This window comes from Gimesia maris (assembly GCF_008298035.1).
Taxonomy (GTDB): domain Bacteria; phylum Planctomycetota; class Planctomycetia; order Planctomycetales; family Planctomycetaceae; genus Gimesia; species Gimesia maris.
Genome location: NZ_CP042910.1, coordinates 3,153,545 through 3,172,189 on the forward strand (window position 1 = coordinate 3,153,545; position 18,645 = coordinate 3,172,189).

General features: G+C 50.5%; 13 protein-coding genes. 7 read left to right on the forward strand and 6 right to left on the reverse strand.

The window, feature by feature from the left end:
• Positions 1–257 precede the first annotated feature (257 nt).
• Both GmarT_RS11750 and uvrB read left to right on the forward strand, forming a co-directional pair.
• Positions 258–1,121, forward strand: coding sequence for a segregation and condensation protein A (locus GmarT_RS11750; protein ID WP_002648309.1), 864 nt, complete (start codon positions 258–260; stop codon positions 1,119–1,121).
• A 175-nt stretch (positions 1,122–1,296) separates the two neighbouring features.
• Positions 1,297–3,342, forward strand: coding sequence for an excinuclease ABC subunit UvrB (uvrB, locus tag GmarT_RS11755; RefSeq protein ID WP_002648308.1), 2,046 nt, complete (start codon positions 1,297–1,299; stop codon positions 3,340–3,342).
• Between the two features lie 16 nt (positions 3,343–3,358).
• Here uvrB and GmarT_RS11760 read toward each other — a convergent pair whose 3' ends face one another.
• From GmarT_RS11760 to GmarT_RS11785, 6 genes are all read right to left on the reverse strand, one after another.
• The gene (locus tag GmarT_RS11760; RefSeq protein ID WP_002648307.1) at positions 3,359–5,980 is read right to left on the reverse strand and encodes an excinuclease ABC subunit UvrA; all 2,622 of its coding nucleotides are present in this window, start codon (positions 5,978–5,980) and stop codon (positions 3,359–3,361) included.
• A gap of 12 nt (positions 5,981–5,992) precedes the next feature.
• On the reverse strand, positions 5,993–6,544 hold the full coding sequence (rimI, locus tag GmarT_RS11765) for a ribosomal protein S18-alanine N-acetyltransferase (protein ID WP_002648306.1): 552 nt from the start codon (positions 6,542–6,544) through the stop codon (positions 5,993–5,995).
• Between the two features lie 350 nt (positions 6,545–6,894).
• On the reverse strand, positions 6,895–7,209 hold the full coding sequence (locus GmarT_RS11770) for a hypothetical protein (RefSeq protein ID WP_149302743.1): 315 nt from the start codon (positions 7,207–7,209) through the stop codon (positions 6,895–6,897).
• 172 nt (positions 7,210–7,381) lie between these two features.
• On the reverse strand, positions 7,382–8,710 hold the full coding sequence (locus GmarT_RS11775; RefSeq protein ID WP_002648304.1) for a PhoPQ-activated pathogenicity-related family protein: 1,329 nt from the start codon (positions 8,708–8,710) through the stop codon (positions 7,382–7,384).
• Between the two features lie 114 nt (positions 8,711–8,824).
• Positions 8,825–9,346, reverse strand: a complete 522-nt coding sequence (locus GmarT_RS11780) for a hypothetical protein (RefSeq protein ID WP_149302746.1) — start codon at positions 9,344–9,346, stop codon at positions 8,825–8,827.
• A gap of 72 nt (positions 9,347–9,418) precedes the next feature.
• On the reverse strand, positions 9,419–10,471 hold the full coding sequence (locus GmarT_RS11785) for a DUF1559 domain-containing protein (RefSeq protein WP_002648302.1): 1,053 nt from the start codon (positions 10,469–10,471) through the stop codon (positions 9,419–9,421).
• A 697-nt stretch (positions 10,472–11,168) separates the two neighbouring features.
• Between GmarT_RS11785 and GmarT_RS11790 the strand changes: the two genes are divergently transcribed.
• The 5 genes from GmarT_RS11790 (at position 11,169) to murG (ending at position 18,487) form a co-directional block, all read left to right on the forward strand.
• Positions 11,169–12,710, forward strand: a complete 1,542-nt coding sequence (locus GmarT_RS11790) for a UDP-N-acetylmuramoyl-L-alanyl-D-glutamate--2,6-diaminopimelate ligase (RefSeq protein ID WP_081459581.1) — start codon at positions 11,169–11,171, stop codon at positions 12,708–12,710.
• A 52-nt stretch (positions 12,711–12,762) separates the two neighbouring features.
• Entirely contained in the window at positions 12,763–14,175 is a 1,413-nt protein-coding gene (locus GmarT_RS11795) for a UDP-N-acetylmuramoyl-tripeptide--D-alanyl-D-alanine ligase (protein ID WP_002648300.1), read from the forward strand.
• Positions 14,176–14,454: 279 nt separating this feature from the next.
• Positions 14,455–15,561 carry a phospho-N-acetylmuramoyl-pentapeptide-transferase gene (gene mraY / locus GmarT_RS11800; protein ID WP_002648299.1) on the forward strand — a complete coding sequence of 369 codons (1,107 nt, stop codon included), beginning with the start codon at positions 14,455–14,457 and terminating at the stop codon, positions 15,559–15,561.
• Between the two features lie 221 nt (positions 15,562–15,782).
• Positions 15,783–17,243, forward strand: coding sequence for an FtsW/RodA/SpoVE family cell cycle protein (locus tag GmarT_RS11805; RefSeq protein ID WP_002648298.1), 1,461 nt, complete (start codon positions 15,783–15,785; stop codon positions 17,241–17,243).
• Positions 17,244–17,329: 86 nt separating this feature from the next.
• Positions 17,330–18,487, forward strand: a complete 1,158-nt coding sequence (gene murG / locus GmarT_RS11815) for an undecaprenyldiphospho-muramoylpentapeptide beta-N-acetylglucosaminyltransferase (RefSeq protein ID WP_002648297.1) — start codon at positions 17,330–17,332, stop codon at positions 18,485–18,487.
• Positions 18,488–18,645: the final 158 nt, after the last annotated feature.

An 18,645-nucleotide genomic window follows, 5' to 3' on the forward strand; every position in this document is an offset into this window, starting at 1 on the left:
TCCTTGTAATACGAGGAACTCGAAATCGGCAAGTCATTACGGCTTGCCGATTTTTTTCTTTAACGGCCAGGTAATCGGAAAATTTGAACTTGTACCGGTTAATCTGACGATAACGATAGTATCAACCTCCAAAAGAGCGGGAACTGACGACGAATTTGATTCGATCCCGTTTCGAGAATATTCTGTAACCCGCAATGAGAAAACGATTTAATGCTCTTCTAGCGTTCGTTTTCCACGACTGAGCCCGAAAAAATCTTATGACGACTGCCCAATATAAGGTCGACCTCAATCTATACAGTGGTCCATTGGATCTGCTGTTATACCTGATTCGGCGGAATGAACTGGACATTCTCGACCTGCCTGTCGCCTCCATTACGGCTTCTTTCAATGACTTTCTGGATGTACTGGAACTGATTGATCTGGATCTGGTGGGTGATTTTATCCTGATGGCCAGTACATTGGCCGAAATTAAAAGTCGAATGGTTCTACCGCGTGCGGAAGAAGAAGAAATCGCGGAAGTCATAGATGATCCGCGCAGTGATCTGATTCAACAGCTGCTGGAATATAAAAAATTCAAAGACGCGGCCAATGCACTTGAAGAACATGCTGCGGAATGGCAGGAGCACTATCCCCGACTTTCTGATGAGCGTCCCAAGTCGGGTAAAGATCCTTCAGAAGACCTGATTAAAGAGGTCGAATTATGGGACCTGGTCAGTGCCCTGGCACGTGTTGTCAAACGTAAGGAAGTGGAAGAGCATTCCAGTATTACGTATGACGATACTCCCATTTCTACCTATGTGGAACGAATTGGTTCTCGTGTTCGTGTCGAGCAGCGCGTTACTTTCAGTAGCTTCTTTGAAGGTGAAAAAGTTCGCAGTCGGATTATTGGTATCTTTCTGGCGATTCTGGAATTGTTACGCCATCACCACTTCCGGGCAGATCAGCCTGTCGAGCATGGAGAAATCTGGGTGATGCCTCCCCTGGAAGATACAGCGGAAGCAATCGAATCTTCCCCGGATCAACAGGCGACTGAGGAACAAGCAGACGTTACTGAATCTGTTCCTGAAGCTCAAATACAGGCGGAATCACCTGTCGAAGACGAATCGGAGCCGGAAGTGTAATCCGTTTTCCAGGTGTCCTTTTGTCAGAGTCTCCCTTCTTTCACTGGAGTACCCTCAGACCCTTTCTTAATGGTACGCCGACGTTCTACAATACTACAGACTGAGAGTCTATTTTTCGTCTGAGTGCCCTGTCGTTTTTTACTGCAGGGGCTGAACCTAGAGACTGAGAGCGAGCATGTCTGTGTTTCAACTGAAGAGTGAATTCCAACCCTCGGGCGATCAACCGGCAGCCATCGCAGGACTGGTTAATGGAATCAAGGCGGGTAAATCGGATCAGGTTCTGCTGGGGGTGACTGGCTCTGGTAAAACCTTTACCATGGCGAATGTCATTGCCGAACTGGGCCGCCCTGCCCTGGTCCTCTCGCATAATAAAACGCTGGCTGCACAGCTTTATTCCGAGTTCAAGGAATTCTTTCCCGAAAATGCCGTCAGCTATTTCGTCAGCTATTACGATTATTACCAGCCGGAAGCCTACATTCCGCAGCGTGATATTTACATTGAAAAGGATGCATCCATCAATGATGAGATTGATCGTCTGCGGTTACTGGCGACCAGTGCCCTGGTCAGCCGTCGCGATGTGATTGTGGTCGCGAGCGTGAGCTGCATCTACGGTCTGGGGTCTCCCAAAGACTATCTGGAGATGATGATTCCTCTGCGGGTAGGGGAAGAAATCGATCGCGATGAAATGCTGCGAAAGTTGATTGATATTCAGTATGACCGAAATAACGTTGAATTAGCACGGGCCAAATTCCGGGTACGTGGGGACGTCGTGGAATGCTGGCCCGCGTATGAAGAGTTTGCCTTCCGAATCGAGTTCTGGGGGGATGAAATTGAGAACCTGGCGATCATCGATCCGCTTACCGGCGAAGTGCTGCGTACTGTCAAAGAAGCCTATATTTATCCGGCTAAGCACTTTGTTCTGCCCCAGGAACGGATTGAGTCAGCAATTCAGGAGATTCAGACGGAGTTGGATGAACGCATCCAGGTCCTGCAGAGCGAAGGGAAACTGCTGGAGTCGCAGCGATTGAGTGCGCGAACCCGCTATGACATGGAGTTGCTGGAAGAAGTCGGTTTTTGTCCGGGTATCGAGAATTACAGTCGAGCGCTGGCGGGCAGAAAGCCAGGCTCTCCTCCTGATACACTGCTGGACTTCTTTCCGGAAGACTACCTGTTATTTGTGGATGAATCCCACGTGACCTGTTCTCAGGTGCGGGCAATGTATGCCGGCGACCGTTCCCGGAAAACGAACCTGGTCGATCATGGATTTCGTCTGCCGATGGCGCTGGATAATCGGCCCTTGACGTTTGATGAATGGAACGCCCGGAGAAAACAGACTGTATTCGTATCTGCAACCCCGGGAGACTGGGAGCTGGAACGCGTTGAAGGTGAAGTGGTGGAACAGGTCATTCGTCCGACCGGGTTGATCGACCCCGTGATTCGAATCGAACCTGCACGGGGGCAGGTACCTCATCTGAAAGAAGAAATTCTCAAGCGGGTTGCCGTCAACGAACGCGTGCTGGTGACGACCTTGACCAAGCGACTTGCAGAAGACCTGGCATCCTATTTTCAGGAAGAGGGGATTCGTTGTGCCTGGATGCATTCGGAACTGGATGCGTTTGAACGCGTGGAAATTCTGCGTGGCTTGCGAGAGCAGAAATACGATGTGGTGATCGGAATCAATCTGTTACGCGAAGGCCTGGATATTCCCGAAGTCTCACTGGTGGCGATTCTGGACGCGGATAAAGAGGGGTTTCTGCGAAGTGAGACCAGCCTGATTCAGACGATCGGCCGTTCCGCCCGACACGTGAATGCGGAAGTGATTCTGTATGCGGATCGTGTGACGCCCAGTATGCAGAATGCCATGGATGAGACTGAGCGGCGGCGTGCGATTCAGAAAGAATATAACCGGGAACATGGGATTACTCCCGAGTCGATCAAAAAAGCCATCAAGCGGGGGATTGAAGAGGAGATCGAAGCACGCCAGTTTGTGCGGGAGTCGGTAGGATTTAAGGATGAGTCGGAATACATTACCCAGGAGTTTCTGGGTGAACTGGAGCAGGAAATGCTGGCAGCAGCAGAAAAACTGGAGTTCGAACGGGCTGCCCTGTTGCGGGATCGGATCGATGATCTGAAAAATCAACGGGGGAAAACGGGAGGCCAGGCTCAGAAAACTTCTTCACGCTCCGGGAAAAAAGGAAAACGTCAGCGGAAAAGACGGTAAGCAAACCTGGTCGGAATTATGAAAACTTCGCATTCAGTGCCATCCCTGTATAAGAGGTGGGATGGGCGGCGACTTCTGCTGGCGTGCCAGTCACAACGATGCGGCCCCCTTCTGCTCCCCCTTCCGGTCCCAGGTCGATAATGTGATCTGCTGCACGAATCAGATCGAGGTTATGTTCAATCAAAATGATCGAATGCCCTGCTGTCAGCAGATAGTGAAAGCAGTTTAATACAGACTGAATATCCAGGGGATGCAGGCCGCGCGTCGGTTCGTTCATCAGGAACAGGGTTTTATTGCGGCTGCTGGTATTCAGGTAGGCAGCCAGTTTCAAACGCTGACACTCCCCGCCTGAGAGTGTGGGGAGAGGCTGGCCCAGAGGCAGGTATCCCAGGCCGACGTCTTTCAGCTGTTTCAGTTTTTTCTGTAAGGCCGGCTGACCTCGAAAAAACGGAAATGCTTCGTCCACAGTCAATTTCAGGACCTCTGCGATGTTCAGTTTTCGATACTTGATTTCCAGCAGTTCCCGCTGATACCGTTTGCCGTGACATTCCTGGCAGTCCATTGATATATCTGCGAGAAACTGCAGGTCAATTTCGATCTTTCCCGTTCCTTTGCAAACCGGGCAGCGACCGCCAGACTTGCTGTTGAAGCTGAAATGTCCCGGGGAAAGATTACGGAGCCTGGCATCAGGTGTCTGGGCGAAAATCGAGCGGATGTCGTCAAACAGATTCAGGTAAGTTGCCGGGATACTGCGCGGATTCTGACCTGTGAAAGAGTGGTCGAGTAGAATGACTTCATCGATCTGCTCCGCGCCGGACAGGGACTGGCAACCATCAGCAAGGGGGCTGGTTCCCGTTTCGGAAAGTTCAGCAGCGAGGAGAGGAAACAGTGTCTGTTCGATCAAACTGCTTTTCCCGCTGCCGCTAATTCCGGTTACAACGCTCAATTGCCTGAGCGGAAATTTCACGGTGATGTTCTGCAGGTTATTTCGGCTTGCATCGGTCAGCGTGATCCACTCTGAGGTCGGCTGGTCGGGTACTGATTTCAGGGCCCTGTTTTCTGCTGTATTCAAGAAGCGACTGGTTGGTGAGCTGTTGCTCGCAAGCAACGCTTCCAGTGGACCAGAAAAGATGACTTCTCCCCCTGCCCTTCCTGCTGCAGGCCCCAGTTCAATTACATACTCTGCAGCACGAATGAAGGCGGCATCATGTTCGACAATGAGCAGTGTGTTGTTTAACTGTCGCAGTTTCTGCAGAACGGTAAGCACGCGATGGCTGTCGGCAGGGTGCAGTCCTGAGGAAGGCTCATCCAGTACATAGAGGGTGTTGACCAGGTTCGATGATAATAAAGACGTAAGCGCGGTTCTCTGGATTTCCCCACTGGAGAGTGTAGAGCGTGTTCGATTCAATGTGAGATAGCCCAGCCCCAGTTCGTTCAGCAGGGAGAGTCGTTCCCGGATCTCACGTAGCAGGGGAGCCAGTGGTTTTGTTTCTGTTGCTGTCAGTCCTTCCGAGAATTGTTCCAGCCAGGCGCCTATCTGCTGGATCGGCTGTTGGCCCAACTGATCAATATTAGATCCATTCACGCGAACTGCTAAAGCAGACGCATTCAGGCGGCTGCCCTGGCAGTGAGGGCAGGTTTCTGCAGAACGGCCTCCGGATGATTCTATTGAGATCAATCCTGATCCCCCGCAATTCGTGCAGACGCCGCTGGGGCTGAAAAAATTAAAGAGCTGAGGTTCGGGTTGAGCGAATTCCCGCTGACATTGCGGGCATGACATGTCAGCTGAAAAATCAAACCGAAACGATTGCCGCTGACCGATTTGAAAAGGAATGCCTGTTGTCTGGCCGGAAAGAGGTTCCATCACCAGGAGGGTGACCTTCCCTGCTGATTCATTGAAGGCGAACTCCAGGCTTTCCAGAATCCGCGAATCATCGAATGATCGAGTGGAAAGACGGTCGAGAACAACCAGGATTTCATGTGTATTCGTGTCGAATTGAGATAGCGGTTCAGTCAGATCATCTGAGAGCTGGTATTCTTCGTGATTCAAAATCACCCGATTGAGTCCCTGCTGTTTCAGCTCCTGCATGATTTCAGGGGATGAATGCTCTTCTGTCGTAACCGGATAACAGATTTGAAAACGCAGGTCTGTGGGTAAGGTTTTAATAAATGCCAGTACGGTTTCCGGTGATTGTGGAGAGATCGGGATTTCGCAGTCTGGACAAAAAATCTGCCCTGAAGCGCTAAACAGAAGTCGCAGGTAGTGCTGGATTCCCGATTCAATACCAGCGGTTGTCTCCAGGCCTCTGGAGGTAAAGTGGCGCTGACTGGTATTCTGCCTGAGGGCAATAGCTGGAGGGATTTGCGTGATCTGGTCCGCATCGGGTTTCGGGAGCTGGTTTAAATACTGTCGGGCCGAGGGAGAAAGTGTTTCCAGATACCGTCTCTGGCCTTCAGCGTAGAGCGTGTCGAAGGCGAGGCTGGTTTTGCCTGACCCGCTGACGCCGCAGACTGCGATCAGTTGATTCAAGGGAATATCAAGATCGATACTTTTCAGGTTATGAACCCGAACTCCACGCACCTGAATCATTGACGAAGGATGTTGGAAAGCAGTCTCGTCTGGCAGATGTGTAGTCATGTGCTGTCAGTTTCAGGCAGCGTCAGAAGCGTCCAGGTAGTTGCTGATCCGGTTTTTGGGAGAAAGACCGGGAGCAAAATCCTGTTCTGATCGTTCGAGCCGGTACTGCAGGACATAGGCATCTTCGCCCGCATCTTCGAAGTAGTTTCGCAGTACGGAAACCGCACGGAAATCCATTTTGCGGAAGAACAGCTGGGCAGGCAGGTTCGTTTCTCGCACTTCCAGAGCGATCTCGCGACGGCGTTGCTGCGAGAGCTTATCAACCACGCGTTGTACCATCTGGCGGCCAATTCCCTGCTGACGGAATTCAGGAGCGACGGCAAAGTTAAGCACCTGGATCATCGATTTATGAAGTTCATAAATCATGAAGCCGACGATCTGGTGATTATGCTCGGCGACCATACCGATGCAGTTTCGCTGTCTCAGGCAACTGAGGAAGTATTCTTCAGACCAGGTGTATTCAAAACTTTCTTCTTCAATTCGAAGAACTTCTGGCATGTCTCGGCGGATCAGCCAGCGAATTTGAACCATTAAGTCCTGGTTGGGGGGTTGATTGAGACTCATAGTCGCCTTCCTGCTACTGATAAGTTCTTCAATAAGTGCCGGGATCTGTTGCTTTTTTCATCCTGAAATACTGCATCAGTCCGGAGTTAATGTGAATCATTTAGGGTTGGATCAGGCGTCGAAACAGGTGATCATGATAATGGATGTGATTCAGGGATTAGGACGCCTAGAATCTTGAGGTTGATTCGCGAAAGTTATCAGAAGTCGAAAACGGCGCACAGGGGAATTTTTTGTTTTTTTCAAAAACTCATTGAAAACAGGTGGTCATGTCGCATTCAAAAAAGTCTAAGCGCAACGTCATACTGAGCCTTGAATACTCTCAACAGGGATCAACCAACGCCTAAAATCTCTCAGCCTTTTTTGGGCAGAGGCATCCGTCGTTTAATGAGCAGGTGATTAATGACCTCTTCGATTCCGGTCAGGGCCTGGATACGTTTGGTGATATCCGGGCATTCGCCGTCAAACTCCAGAACGCCTTTGAGGCAGACACCGTTTTTTGTGCGGTGTACGACCAGAGAGTTCAGGCAGACGTCAGAATCTTCCGTGAGTGCATGCTGGATTTCACATTCCAGGGAATGAGCGGCATTGAACTGCATCGGGGCGGATCGTGCGGCTGTCTTTGAGGGGATACGATTTGTTTCGTGGGCGAGCGTTTCGTTTTTCATTTTGAGTTCCTTTACCACCAGTAAGGTTCGGTCCATCCTTCCAGATTTTTGGCGGAATTGTCATGTTAAGCGTCATCTTAACATTCAAATTTGAAACTTATAGATGAAAAACAAAACTTCTTTCTAATTTGTGAAGAAAGGGTTGTGAATGGCCGGTAAACAGACGACCGTGTCATTTTGACGTGGTAATTGTGCAGAGCGAATAAGGGATATTATTGATGGTGTAGATTGCTTCCAGGTAGTAGGCAATATGTCCTTTGTCTGGTTTGTTTATTTTAGCCAAGTATACAGATTCGTTTGCCGAGACCTCGGTGGCGGTCCATTTTGATTGTCTAAAGTCTTTGTTATCTGACTGTGCCGTCCACAATCGTACCTGGGCAGGTTTGCTGGAACTGGTGAGCTTCAGTTCATAGTCTTTCGAGTTGTCCCAGTCGAGTTTAGGGAGTTCTTTACCAGTGGCAGCATGAATGAAGAATGCCGCCAGTGTCTGTAGAGCGTATTCCACTCCATCCCCCAGGTCATGACCGGCGTTGGGGACCTGAAGAACGTATTTTGGGCCTACCAGGTCTGACCAGTAAAAACGCATGGCGTCAACCACCCAGTAGGGGTCATTGGTGCCATTGATGAGCAGCTTGGGAAGTTTGAGCTGCTGGCGATATGTGTAAGGGTCCATCATCAGGCGCAGGCGTTTTTCTCGATCCGATTCCTCGCCTTCCACGATCAGTCCTTTGCTCGTGTAATCAATGATCTGTACGCTGTATTTTCCCCAGGTATTGATCTGATGCTTCATCTGGTCGCGAAAGTTGAGTGTATCAATCACGATCGGAGCGGTGGCGATAATCCGTTTATCAACCACGGGAGTGAGCCAGCTGGTCCAGCCACGTTTCGAGGCTCCGGTAATTACGAAACCGTCGATGACCAGGTTCCGTTTTTCCAAAGCGATTTCCTGGATGGCATCCATGGCTTTGACAGCACTTTTAGCCATCGGGAATAGAAGCGGCCAGTTTTCATCACCCGTTTTCAAATAGCGCAGCCAGGTCTCGGTAATCAGGTCATCTTCTTTCTTACCGTCAAACAGCGGCTGGTTGGGGACCTGTGTCAGTAGAGCGACCCGGGCGCCGGTTGTTTTGGCCAGCAGGAAAGCAGGTTTTAACCGTTTTTCATTGGGCTGACCTCCATTGCTGCCACCCGTAACAAACAGCAGCACTTTACTGTTAATCTGGACGTTCTCCGGTTCGAAAATATAAAGCCAGTGTTTCCATGTCATCCCCTGCCAGGTTTGTGAAGTCAGTTCCACCGGATACGCGGTGACACCTTCATAAGAGAAGGAGTCATGGATTTCCCATTTATAGGCAGGTTCTTCGCGTTCGATATATTTGAAAAACGCGTCAGGAATCTGGCTGGCCGCTTCTGGCCTTGCGGGAATATTCGTATGCTCTGCTGCATAAGATGTAACGGATAAAGAGAGAGCCAGCAGGGGGAGAACTATTTTGAGTCGCATCTTATTTGTTCCGTGTATCGGTGTGGAGAATAACTGGCAAATTGCTCATGACAGCATCGAACAATGAGATTATTGAATGCACTTTCAGGAGATGATTGACTATGGCTATCGAGATTATTTTGTTTTCAGATCAATCTTGTTCAAGTCTGCAGCCTGTCCCTCAACTGCAGTAACCCGGTACTCTGATTTATCTGGGTTGGAATAGCGACCATTCAGAAGATCTTTTTCTGAACCAGGGCCCTTTTTCATCCATTTGAACGTAAGAGTATATTCTCCCGGGGGAACACCATCCCCCGAGACATAGGTGCTGACAAAAACTTTGCCGGAAGCATCGGTTGCTCCCGAGAGGACGCGGTTATCTACTCCTCCATTAATGGGATGGCAGGAGACCGTAACGCCTTCTTCTGGTTTTCCATCAACTAATACTCTTCCTGTTAAGGGAACTGTTTTTGCCCTGGGGCCCCCTTGGGGGGCAGAATCGCCGCATCCAAAAATAGTAAATATGATACAGAGTGAAAGGAGATTATTTACTGATTTCGTCCCAATCATTTTATGAGCTACGTCCTTTTTGCAACTAACTAGTGGTATGCCATTGAAGTACCTCGCCCCGGAATAAACGGCTGTGTCTGAATTCACAGGGCGAGGACAATAGATGACGGTTCTAGATGTGTCATCCTTCACATGTGTAAATGAGAACTTAAGGGAGGCTTAGAATTCTCCGATCGTTTCACCGCTGGCCCGGCTTACGAGCGAAGCGAATATAATTCCTGAAAGGTTCTCACTGAGAAATCGGACCGAACCATCTGCCAGTAAAATATGTGCACCCCCGACGTGGTAGGAGTACAGTCCGGCAGCGTAACGATTGGGATCGCTGTGCGATGACTCGGAACGGGCATTGGAACAGTTGATTGCGCAGGGGCCCCGGTCAGATGTACCATCAAAGAGTCTGCCAGTTAATTGCCATGTCCCGTTGAGTGGATCAGCCCAGGCACCTCCGCCAAACGCTGCCTGGAACTGTGCTTCGGGGTCTGAGGAAGCCACTTGAACCCCTTTACGAATCAGATTATTCCGGTTTGCCAGTTCGCCTGTTAAGATGGTATTGGAAGCACCGTCGGTCATATCTCTTAGTTTACCTCCCGATCCTCCCTGGTTTGCACTGGGGACGCCTGCAACGGCGATTATACCTTCTGCCCATCCATTCCGATCACTGCCTGACAAGCCTACTGCTGCCAGAAACTCATCCTGGACGACGGTAGTGCTAACATAGTCAATCGGACCTGCGTTGGTTAAGTTCAACGCCTGAGCGGGATTGAAATCTGTACCCCCGGCTGGAATAGAAACATTGATTCGATTGCCACCGCCTGGAGAAGAGGGGCAAACATAGCTGGGGATGAATGTTTGAGTCGCGGCTGTATTGGTTGCAGTCCAGCAGTTGGAATTAAAATTGTATAAGTTGTAAGTATTCGCCTGGTCAACGTAAGGGAGAATCGCAAGCCCCCAGCTGTTTGAGGTCATAAGCGCGCCCGTCGATCCATTTACAGCGAGTATCGCTGGCATGGGAAATCGCGAGTATGTGTCATGGTAGTTGTGAAAAGCCAGCCCGATCTGCTTCAGGTTGTTTTTGCAGGTGGAGCGGCGTGCGGCTTCCCGAGCCTGCTGCACTGCGGGAAGCAGTAGCGCAATTAGAATAGCGATGATGGCGATGACGACAAGTAGTTCAATCAGAGTGAAGCCTTTTTTGAAGCGCGCATTTGGTTGCATCTTTTATCTCCTTGGTCACATCGGAATTAGTTGGCTGAGATGGGGATAATTATCGTAAGAATACTTCTCCAGTTGACGGGTAAAGTAGTTAAACTCCTTTAATAGAAGTTCCGAATGTACGAGCAAGAATTTGCTGTATTGATATATAAGTCGATCAGCCTGTCGGGCTGCAGATCCTCTTTGCTCAAACGGTTGGGGAGATGAACGGGTAACGATTGAGTTACTATCAGGATACCGAGGCAAATTTACAGAATCCATATCATTGTGTAGGAAATAGGTGAAAATACCAATTTTAATTTCTGGTAAAAGTGAAGTGAAATAATGGTTGATTTTGGTGTTGGATGACAATCCTGGTATTTGAAGCTCAGGGGGCCTGTTCGGGGGCACGGTCAGAAGAAGTTGTTCAATATCCTGCGGAGCAGAGCCATACATTGAGGGCCATGCCGAAGTGACCTGCGTTGTGCGGTTTGTGTAATATTTACAAGCCGGCTTGTGGGGAACTGTTTTTTTGAATTTCCTGGGTTGACCTGAATCAGAGAATTACGAGAATGCTCCCCACCTTAAGTCATAACCAATTCTGAATAAATCCATTTCACATACCTTTGCCTGTTCGGGCTTCCCGGATTTATTTACCACGCTATCACGTCACTGAAGTTTCCTGTCGTCATCAATTCTTTAACCTAATGGTTTTCCTGGAATGCATGGTTCTTACCTCACATCCATGTCATCTGCTTCAATCAGCTTGTCACCCGGGACAATTGCCGTCAGTCTCCGATCACTGGTTCCCTCTGCAAGCTTTGTTGATTGCGCTGATGTATTTGTAACTTCGATACACTCTGACAGTCGTTGTTGTCAGCCGGGTGATCTGTTTGCCGTCATGAATGGTACAAAAGAATGTGCAGCAAAATATGTCCCCGAGGCGATTCAGAAAGGTGCGAAAGCAATTCTGACAGAACGTCCGCTGACAGGGCTACAGGTGCCACAATGTATTGTTCCCGATGTGCGTAAGGTTTATGCCCTGCTTTGTTCTGAACTGGCGGGACGTCCTGCACGACATCTGGAAACAGCAGGGGTGACAGGAACCAATGGGAAAACCACTGTCAGCTGGTTGATTCGGTCTATCATGCAGAGTTCCGGCAGGAGAACGGGACTTTCCGGAACCGTTGAGTACCACGACAGTATCTCATCCCGACCTGCTTCGCTAACCACGCCTGATGCGAACGAACTTTCTCAACTGCTGGCGGAAATGGTCTGCAGAAAAGCCACACATGCAGTGATGGAAGTTTCCAGTCACGCCTTGGATCAGAATCGCCTGGCAGGAATCGATCTTAGCGTGGGTGTAATCACAAATGTGACGCAGGATCATTTTGACTACCATCAGAACTTTGGAAACTATGCTGCCTGCAAAGCCCGCATGATCCAACAGGTCAAGCCGGAAGGTACGCTGGTTCTGAACTGGGATGATCCCACTTGCCGTTCGTTTGCAGCCGAGGTGAAATCATCGCAGACACTTTTGACGTATGCGATCGATGGGCAGGCTGACCTGGTCGCCCAGAATCTACAGGAGTCAACGGCTGGTGCGGAGTTCGAAATTCTGTTTAACGGAGATTCTGTCCCCGTGCGAACTTCGCTGATCGGAACGCATAATATTTCCAACTGCCTGGCTGCTGCGGCCGCCTGTCTCAGCCTGGGTGTCTCTTTATCAGAGATCGCTTTGGGAATCGAGCGGCTTGTGACGGTGCCCGGCAGAATGGAGCGAGTGACTTGCGGTCAATCTTTTACAGTACTGATTGATTATGCTCACACAGACGATGCCTTAAGCCATGTTATTCGGTCTGCGAAACGGCTCTGTTCCCAACGTGTCTTTTGCGTGTTTGGTGCCGGCGGAGATCGGGATACTGGAAAACGCAGTCTGCTGGGGATGGCAGCAAGCGAGGCAGATCGCGTGATCATTACCAGCGATAATCCTCGCAGTGAAGATCCAGCACAGATTATCAGGGCGGTTGCCGAGGGTTGTCTGAATAAAGGCGTTTCTCCTGAGCAGATCATAGATCGGCGGGAAGCGATCCACTATGCCCTGTCAGAAGCCCGCAGGGGAGATTTAGTTCTCATCGCCGGGAAAGGCCATGAGAACAATCAGATTATCGGTGATCAGATCATTCCCTTCAGTGATCGGCTGGTGGTGGAGAATTATTTCCGAAGTCATCGAATTACAAAGTCACAGAAGGTTCCTGCTTAACTGTTATTGCATAACAATCATTCCCCTGTCTTAGAAAAAACGTCAGAGTCCAATGGATCGTATCTCTATCAACACAATCAGCCAGGTGATTCAGAGGGGGGCAACCAACCCGCTTCAGGAACTGGCTGAGGTTGCGGGGATTTCGATTGATTCGCGCACCGCCAAAGAGGACGATCTGTTCTTTGCCATTCAGGGAAAACGATTCGATGGGCATCAGTTTGTCAACCAGGCATTAACGCGAGGTGCCGCTGCCTGTGTAGTAAAACGAGGCGAGGTTACCGATCCTGGTTCTCAGTTACTGCTTGAAGTCGACGATGTCAATCACGCACTGATGCAGTTTGCCCGCTGGTACCGGGAGCAGCAGTCGGCCCGGGTCATCGGAGTCACAGGCAGTGTCGGAAAAACGACCACGCGATCGATGATTTATACCGCATTGTCGTCCTGCCTGACCGGGATTCAGAGCCCTGCGAATTTCAATAATGAATTCGGTGTGCCTTTAAGCATCGCGGGAATCGAATCGTCTCATCAGTTTGCGGTGCTGGAACTGGCCGCATCGCATGTGGGAGAAATTCGAGAGCTGGCTGCGATTGCACTGCCTCAGATTGGAGTGATTACCGCCATCGGTCACTCGCATCTGGAGCATTTTGGAACATTACAACAGATTGCAGAGACGAAAGGGGAATTGTTCGAACAGTTGCCGGCTACAGGGCTGGCGATCGTCTGTGGCGATGACCCGTTTGCCGACTGTCTGGCATCCCGCACCACTGCCAGAAAAGTGCGGATTGGCCTGGGAGAAAACAATGATCTGCAGGCTGTCTCGATTGAGCAGGACCAGCAGGGAATCTCGTTTCGGGTGAATGGTCAGCAGTATCTGTTACCAGTTGTGGGTCGGCATTTCGTCAATGCTGCGTTGGCGGCGATCGCTGTAGCCCGGGAACTGGGGATTTCTGAACAGGATGTCGCAGAGAGTCTGCGAAACTATTCCACTGTTCCGGGACGCTGTCATCAAATGCAGATTGGCGACTGGACTGTGATTGATGATACGTATAACGCCAGTCCTGACTCCATGCGGGCCGCGTGCCAGGTATTGCACGACCATGTCGGAACAGGTAAACGGATCATGGTGCTGGGAGACATGCTGGAACTGGGGCCGGAAACCGAACGCTATCATCGTGAGCTGGGAATCCTGGTTTGCCAAGCAGGCGTTGATCTGTTGTTTGCTTGTGGAAAGCAGGCAACGTCGGTGGCGCAGGGCGCCCGGTCTGCGGGGATGTCTCATACTAAAATAATAACTGCTGCTGATGTGGAGCTGCTGGCTGAGGATGTTACCGATCTTCTTGAGCCGGGAGACGTTGTGTTAGTGAAGGGATCTCGCGGGATGCGGATGGAACGTTTATTACAGCATCTTCAGCAGATTGTTTCAGACAGGGTAACAGCGGGAGCGACAAAAATATCATGTGTCTAAACTTGTGATTTCACCATATGCTTCGGGTTTGCGGGAATCCAGAGCGCGTCCGCTTCGGCGGACAAATCAGCGTCGGAAATTGTGATTACTTGGGTCGATCACTCCTCAGCTGTATTATGGTGAAATCATTTCCGGACGTCGGGATTGGGGTCTCGGCGTCCGGAGTCTTTTTGTATTGTTATGTTGTGACGGAATTGTATTCACTACCGTCTCTGAAATTACGGGGCGAAACAGAGAAACTGGTCTGGTTCAGATTGTTAGTAGCGAGTAAATTACTTCATGATCATCTGGCTGGTGAAGACGTTTTCTCCTCTCCTGGAGCAACTCGAAGTACTTTCGACGGGTGACTCCCGCGTGTTTCTGACGGCGCGGATGGCATTAGCCAGTCTGTCTTCCTTCCTGATCGCCATTCTGTTGGGACCTTTGGCAATCCGCTGGCTGGAGAAACGCTTTCGAGAGCGGGTCGACAGCGATTCTGAGAAGCTGAATGAAATTCATGCTTCCAAAAATGCAACGCCGACGATGGGAGGCATCTTCATTGTTGGTTCGATTCTGATCTCGGGCCTGCTCTGGGCAGATCTTTCAAATCGCTATGTCCAACTGGGCTTGTTGACGGCTGCCGGCTTTGCCTTGCTGGGGGCGTACGACGACTGGATCAAACTCAGTACCACCCGGAACGGCTTAAAACCTCGACAGAAACTCCTCGTTCAACTGATCTTTTCTTGTGTCATCGGGACCGTTTTGTACTTTGATCATAACAAAGTGCCCTCCGGTCTGGATTTGATCATGCCTGTGACCCGCATGGTCTGTTACCTGGGGCTGTTCTTCATTCCCTGGTCGATGTTTGTCATGACCGGCAGTTCGAATGCGGTGAACCTGACGGATGGCCTGGACGGTCTGGCCAGCGGTTGCATGGTATTTGCCGGTTCTGCCTTCGCCGGCCTGACCTATCTGGCGGGACATAAAGTGATGGCGGAATATCTGCAGGTCCCCTTCATTCCGGGAGCGGGTGAGTTAAGTATTCTGCTGGGAGCCACAGTCGGCGCGGTGCTGGGGTTCCTCTGGTTCAACTGTTATCCCGCCCAGGTTTTCATGGGGGATACGGGCTCGCTGCCTCTGGGGGCACTACTGGGATTTTCCGCGCTGGTCATCCGCCAGGAAGCGTTACTGGTCATCGCCGGTGGTGTCTTTGTGGTGGAAACATTGAGTGTGATCATTCAGGTTTTCTGGTATCGACGGACCGGCGTGCGTGTGCTGGCCTGCAGTCCGCTGCATAATCATTATCTGTTTAAGGGTCAGCATGAGATGAAGATTGTGGTCCGTTTCTGGATCTGCTCTGCCCTGCTGGCGATCATTGCCATCTCCAGCTTGAAGATTGCGACTTGAGTTGACCTGTTGCGACTGGATTTCCGATCGTGCCGTTTCTATTGATCAGCGGAAATAGCAGAGCTGGGAAAAGGCCTGTTAGCGCGGTTTTGTCAGCTGGTTCGCATCATTGCTGATTGTTTCTAAATCGTGATATCCCATAGGGCTTACCATTCAGGGCTGATCGTTTTTGAAGTCGATTTCATTGATATGCATTCTTCATTATCAATGAGAGTTTATCGATGAAGTCATCATTCCCAATCGATTCTCAGCCGGAGCACGATCGCAGCCTGTTTATTTCGATGGCCTGCGCGCTGCTGGGGATCGGCGTGTTGATGGTGCACAGTGCCAGCATCACATCCTGGCCGACCGAATTCGAGCAGGTGTATTTATCCAGGCACCTGGTCTTCCTGGCGATCGCGGCCTGTGTGGCATCGAGTGCTTCGTATCTTCCCGCCCGGTTCTGGTACGACCGTGCTCCCCTGCTTTTCTGGGGAACGGTGGTGTTGCTGATACTGGTGTTGATTCCTGGAATCGGAACGCGGGTGAATGGCGCCCAGCGCTGGTTGCGGTTTGGTTCTGTTTCTCTTCAGCCTTCGGAACTGGCAAAAATTGCACTCCCGCTGCTGACAGTGCGCTTGATGGTACAGCGTCGCAGTTCGGTCAGACACTGGTTCAAAGGGACGGTCCCCTTACTGATTCCACTGGCGATTATTATTCCCCTGGTGATCAAGCAACCCGATCTGGGCACGACCCTGTTTCTGGCGGGTGGTGTCATGATTGCCCTCTTTCTGGGGGGATGGCCGATCCGAAACTTTATTGTTGGACTGCTGTGTGCCTTGCCTGCTGTTGGAATGCTGGTCGCGTTACGTCCTTATCAGTTGAAGCGTATCAGCGGTTTTCTGGATACCTGGACCAACTGGGAATCGGCACCGTACCAGTTGAAGCAGTCACTCATGGCATTGGGAACCGGCGGCGTTTCTGGATCCGGGCTGGGAAAAGGGGCGCAAAAATTAAGCTTTCTTCCTGAAGCGAATACCGACTTTGTGTTTTCCGTCGCTGGTGAAGAACTGGGGCTGATTGGTACTCTCGCGATTGTCGGATTGTGGCTTGGTCTGTTTCTGGCTGGTTTGAACATCATTCGCTCACAGAAACAGAATTCCTACGCGTATGTGGTCAGCCTGACTTTACTGATGCAGTTGGTTTTTCAGGCCATTCTCAATGTGGCTGTGGTCACCGCCATGGTGCCTCCTAAAGGGATTTCGCATCCCTTAATCAGTTATGGTGGTACGAACCTGATGGTAAGTCTGCTCTCGCTGGGAATTATTATCAGCCTGACACGTTCTGTGACAGATGACGATCTCGTGATTGATCCCGAGCTCGATCAGAATGATGAACTGCTCATGAATGAAGCGGTTGTTCTCGCTGAGGAGAAGACACCGTTAGAGGTGGATTCCTCCGAAGAGTGCGAAGATGAAGAGTGCGAAGATGAAGAGTGCGAAGATGAAGAGTGCGAAGATGAAGAGTGCGAAGATGAAGAGTGCGAAGATGAAGAGTGCGAAGATGAAGAGTGCGAAGATGAAGAGTGCGAAGATGAAGAGTGCGAAGATGAAGAGTGCGAAGATGAAGAGTACGAGGATGAAGAGTACGAGGATGAAGAGTACGAGGATGAAGAAGATCTCGAGTCAGAAGAGAAGTCTTAGCTGGGATTTGAGGAGAGATGTTTCTATGCTGGTAAAGCATGTATCAGTTTGATTCCATCACTCTTGTCAGGTAGTCCCATTCTAATATGTCCCCTTCGATTCTTGATGGCAAATCGATCGTTTTTGCAGGTGGTGGCACTGGTGGCCATTTACTTCCCGGTCTGGCTGTCGCGGCGGAACTGGTTTCACGGGGGAACTGCAGGATCAGTTTTGTGGGGACCAACCGGTCAGTCGAACAACAGATCATTGCGCGGACCGGATATGAGCATGTCGATCTGCCTGTCGCTCCATTGAATACGGCGTTCCGAAACCCCTTCCGTTTTTTCGTGAATCATTTCCAGGCCTATTGGAAGGGACGTTCCTTTTTAAGAGAGACTAAGCCTGCACTGGTGATCGGCCTGGGAGGCATGGCGAGTGTGCCCGTCATTCTGGAAGCTTCCCGTTTAAAGCTGCCCATCATGCTGCTGGAACAGAATATTGTCTGTGGTAAAGCGAATCACTTTCTTCTGGGGCGGGCTGATGTGATCTGCAGTTCCTTTCCCGATACGATCTGGAACCGTTCCCAGATTGAGACGAGGCAGAAGCCGCGCGTCGTGGTGACTGGCAATCCCGTGCGGACGGAAATCAGGCGACTGGCTGAATCAGCGCAGGAGATTACTTCTCGCGGTAAAGATGGCGAATTTGTGATCCTGGTGCTGGGAGGCAGCCAGGGAGCTGTCTCGGTGAATTCTGCTGTGATCAATATGCTGGAACGGTCTCAGGATCAGCTACCGGAAACTATTCGGCTCGTGCATCAGGCGGGGGAAAAAGATTTTCACCGTGTCGAAAAAGCTTATGAAAGACTGGTGGATGCGATTCCCCGTCTGAATGTGACGATTCAGCCCTTCTTCGATGAGCTGTTGGACTGGTACGCTCGCGCTAATCTCGTCATTTCCCGCTCAGGGGCGACAACTCTCGCCGAACTGGCCTGTGCCGGCTGCCCCACAATTCTGATTCCCTATCCGGGGTCGGTGAATGAGCATCAGTTACTGAATGCCCGCTATTTTGAACAGCACGGGGCCGCTGCGATTGTCGAACAGTCTCCTGATTCTGAACTAACGGCAGGTCAGCTGCAGGATGCTGTTTTGAAGTTGCTGTTTGATGAAGGGCGACGAATGCAAATGGCGGAAAACATGCGCCCCCTGGCTTTGCCTGCAGCAGCAACTCGGGTTGCTGACGAAGTGGTGTCTTTGATCTCTGGTTGAATTGACCGCAATGTGTTCAGGGGAACACTGTTCGGTTCCGTCCAGAGTCATTTTCACAGTGCAACTGAGGGGGATGTTCCTTTTTTCCGGCTGCTTTTTCTGGTTTTAACGAAACCTCAAAGTTTGATGATTCACGAATCAGAGTCGATTTGTTACCT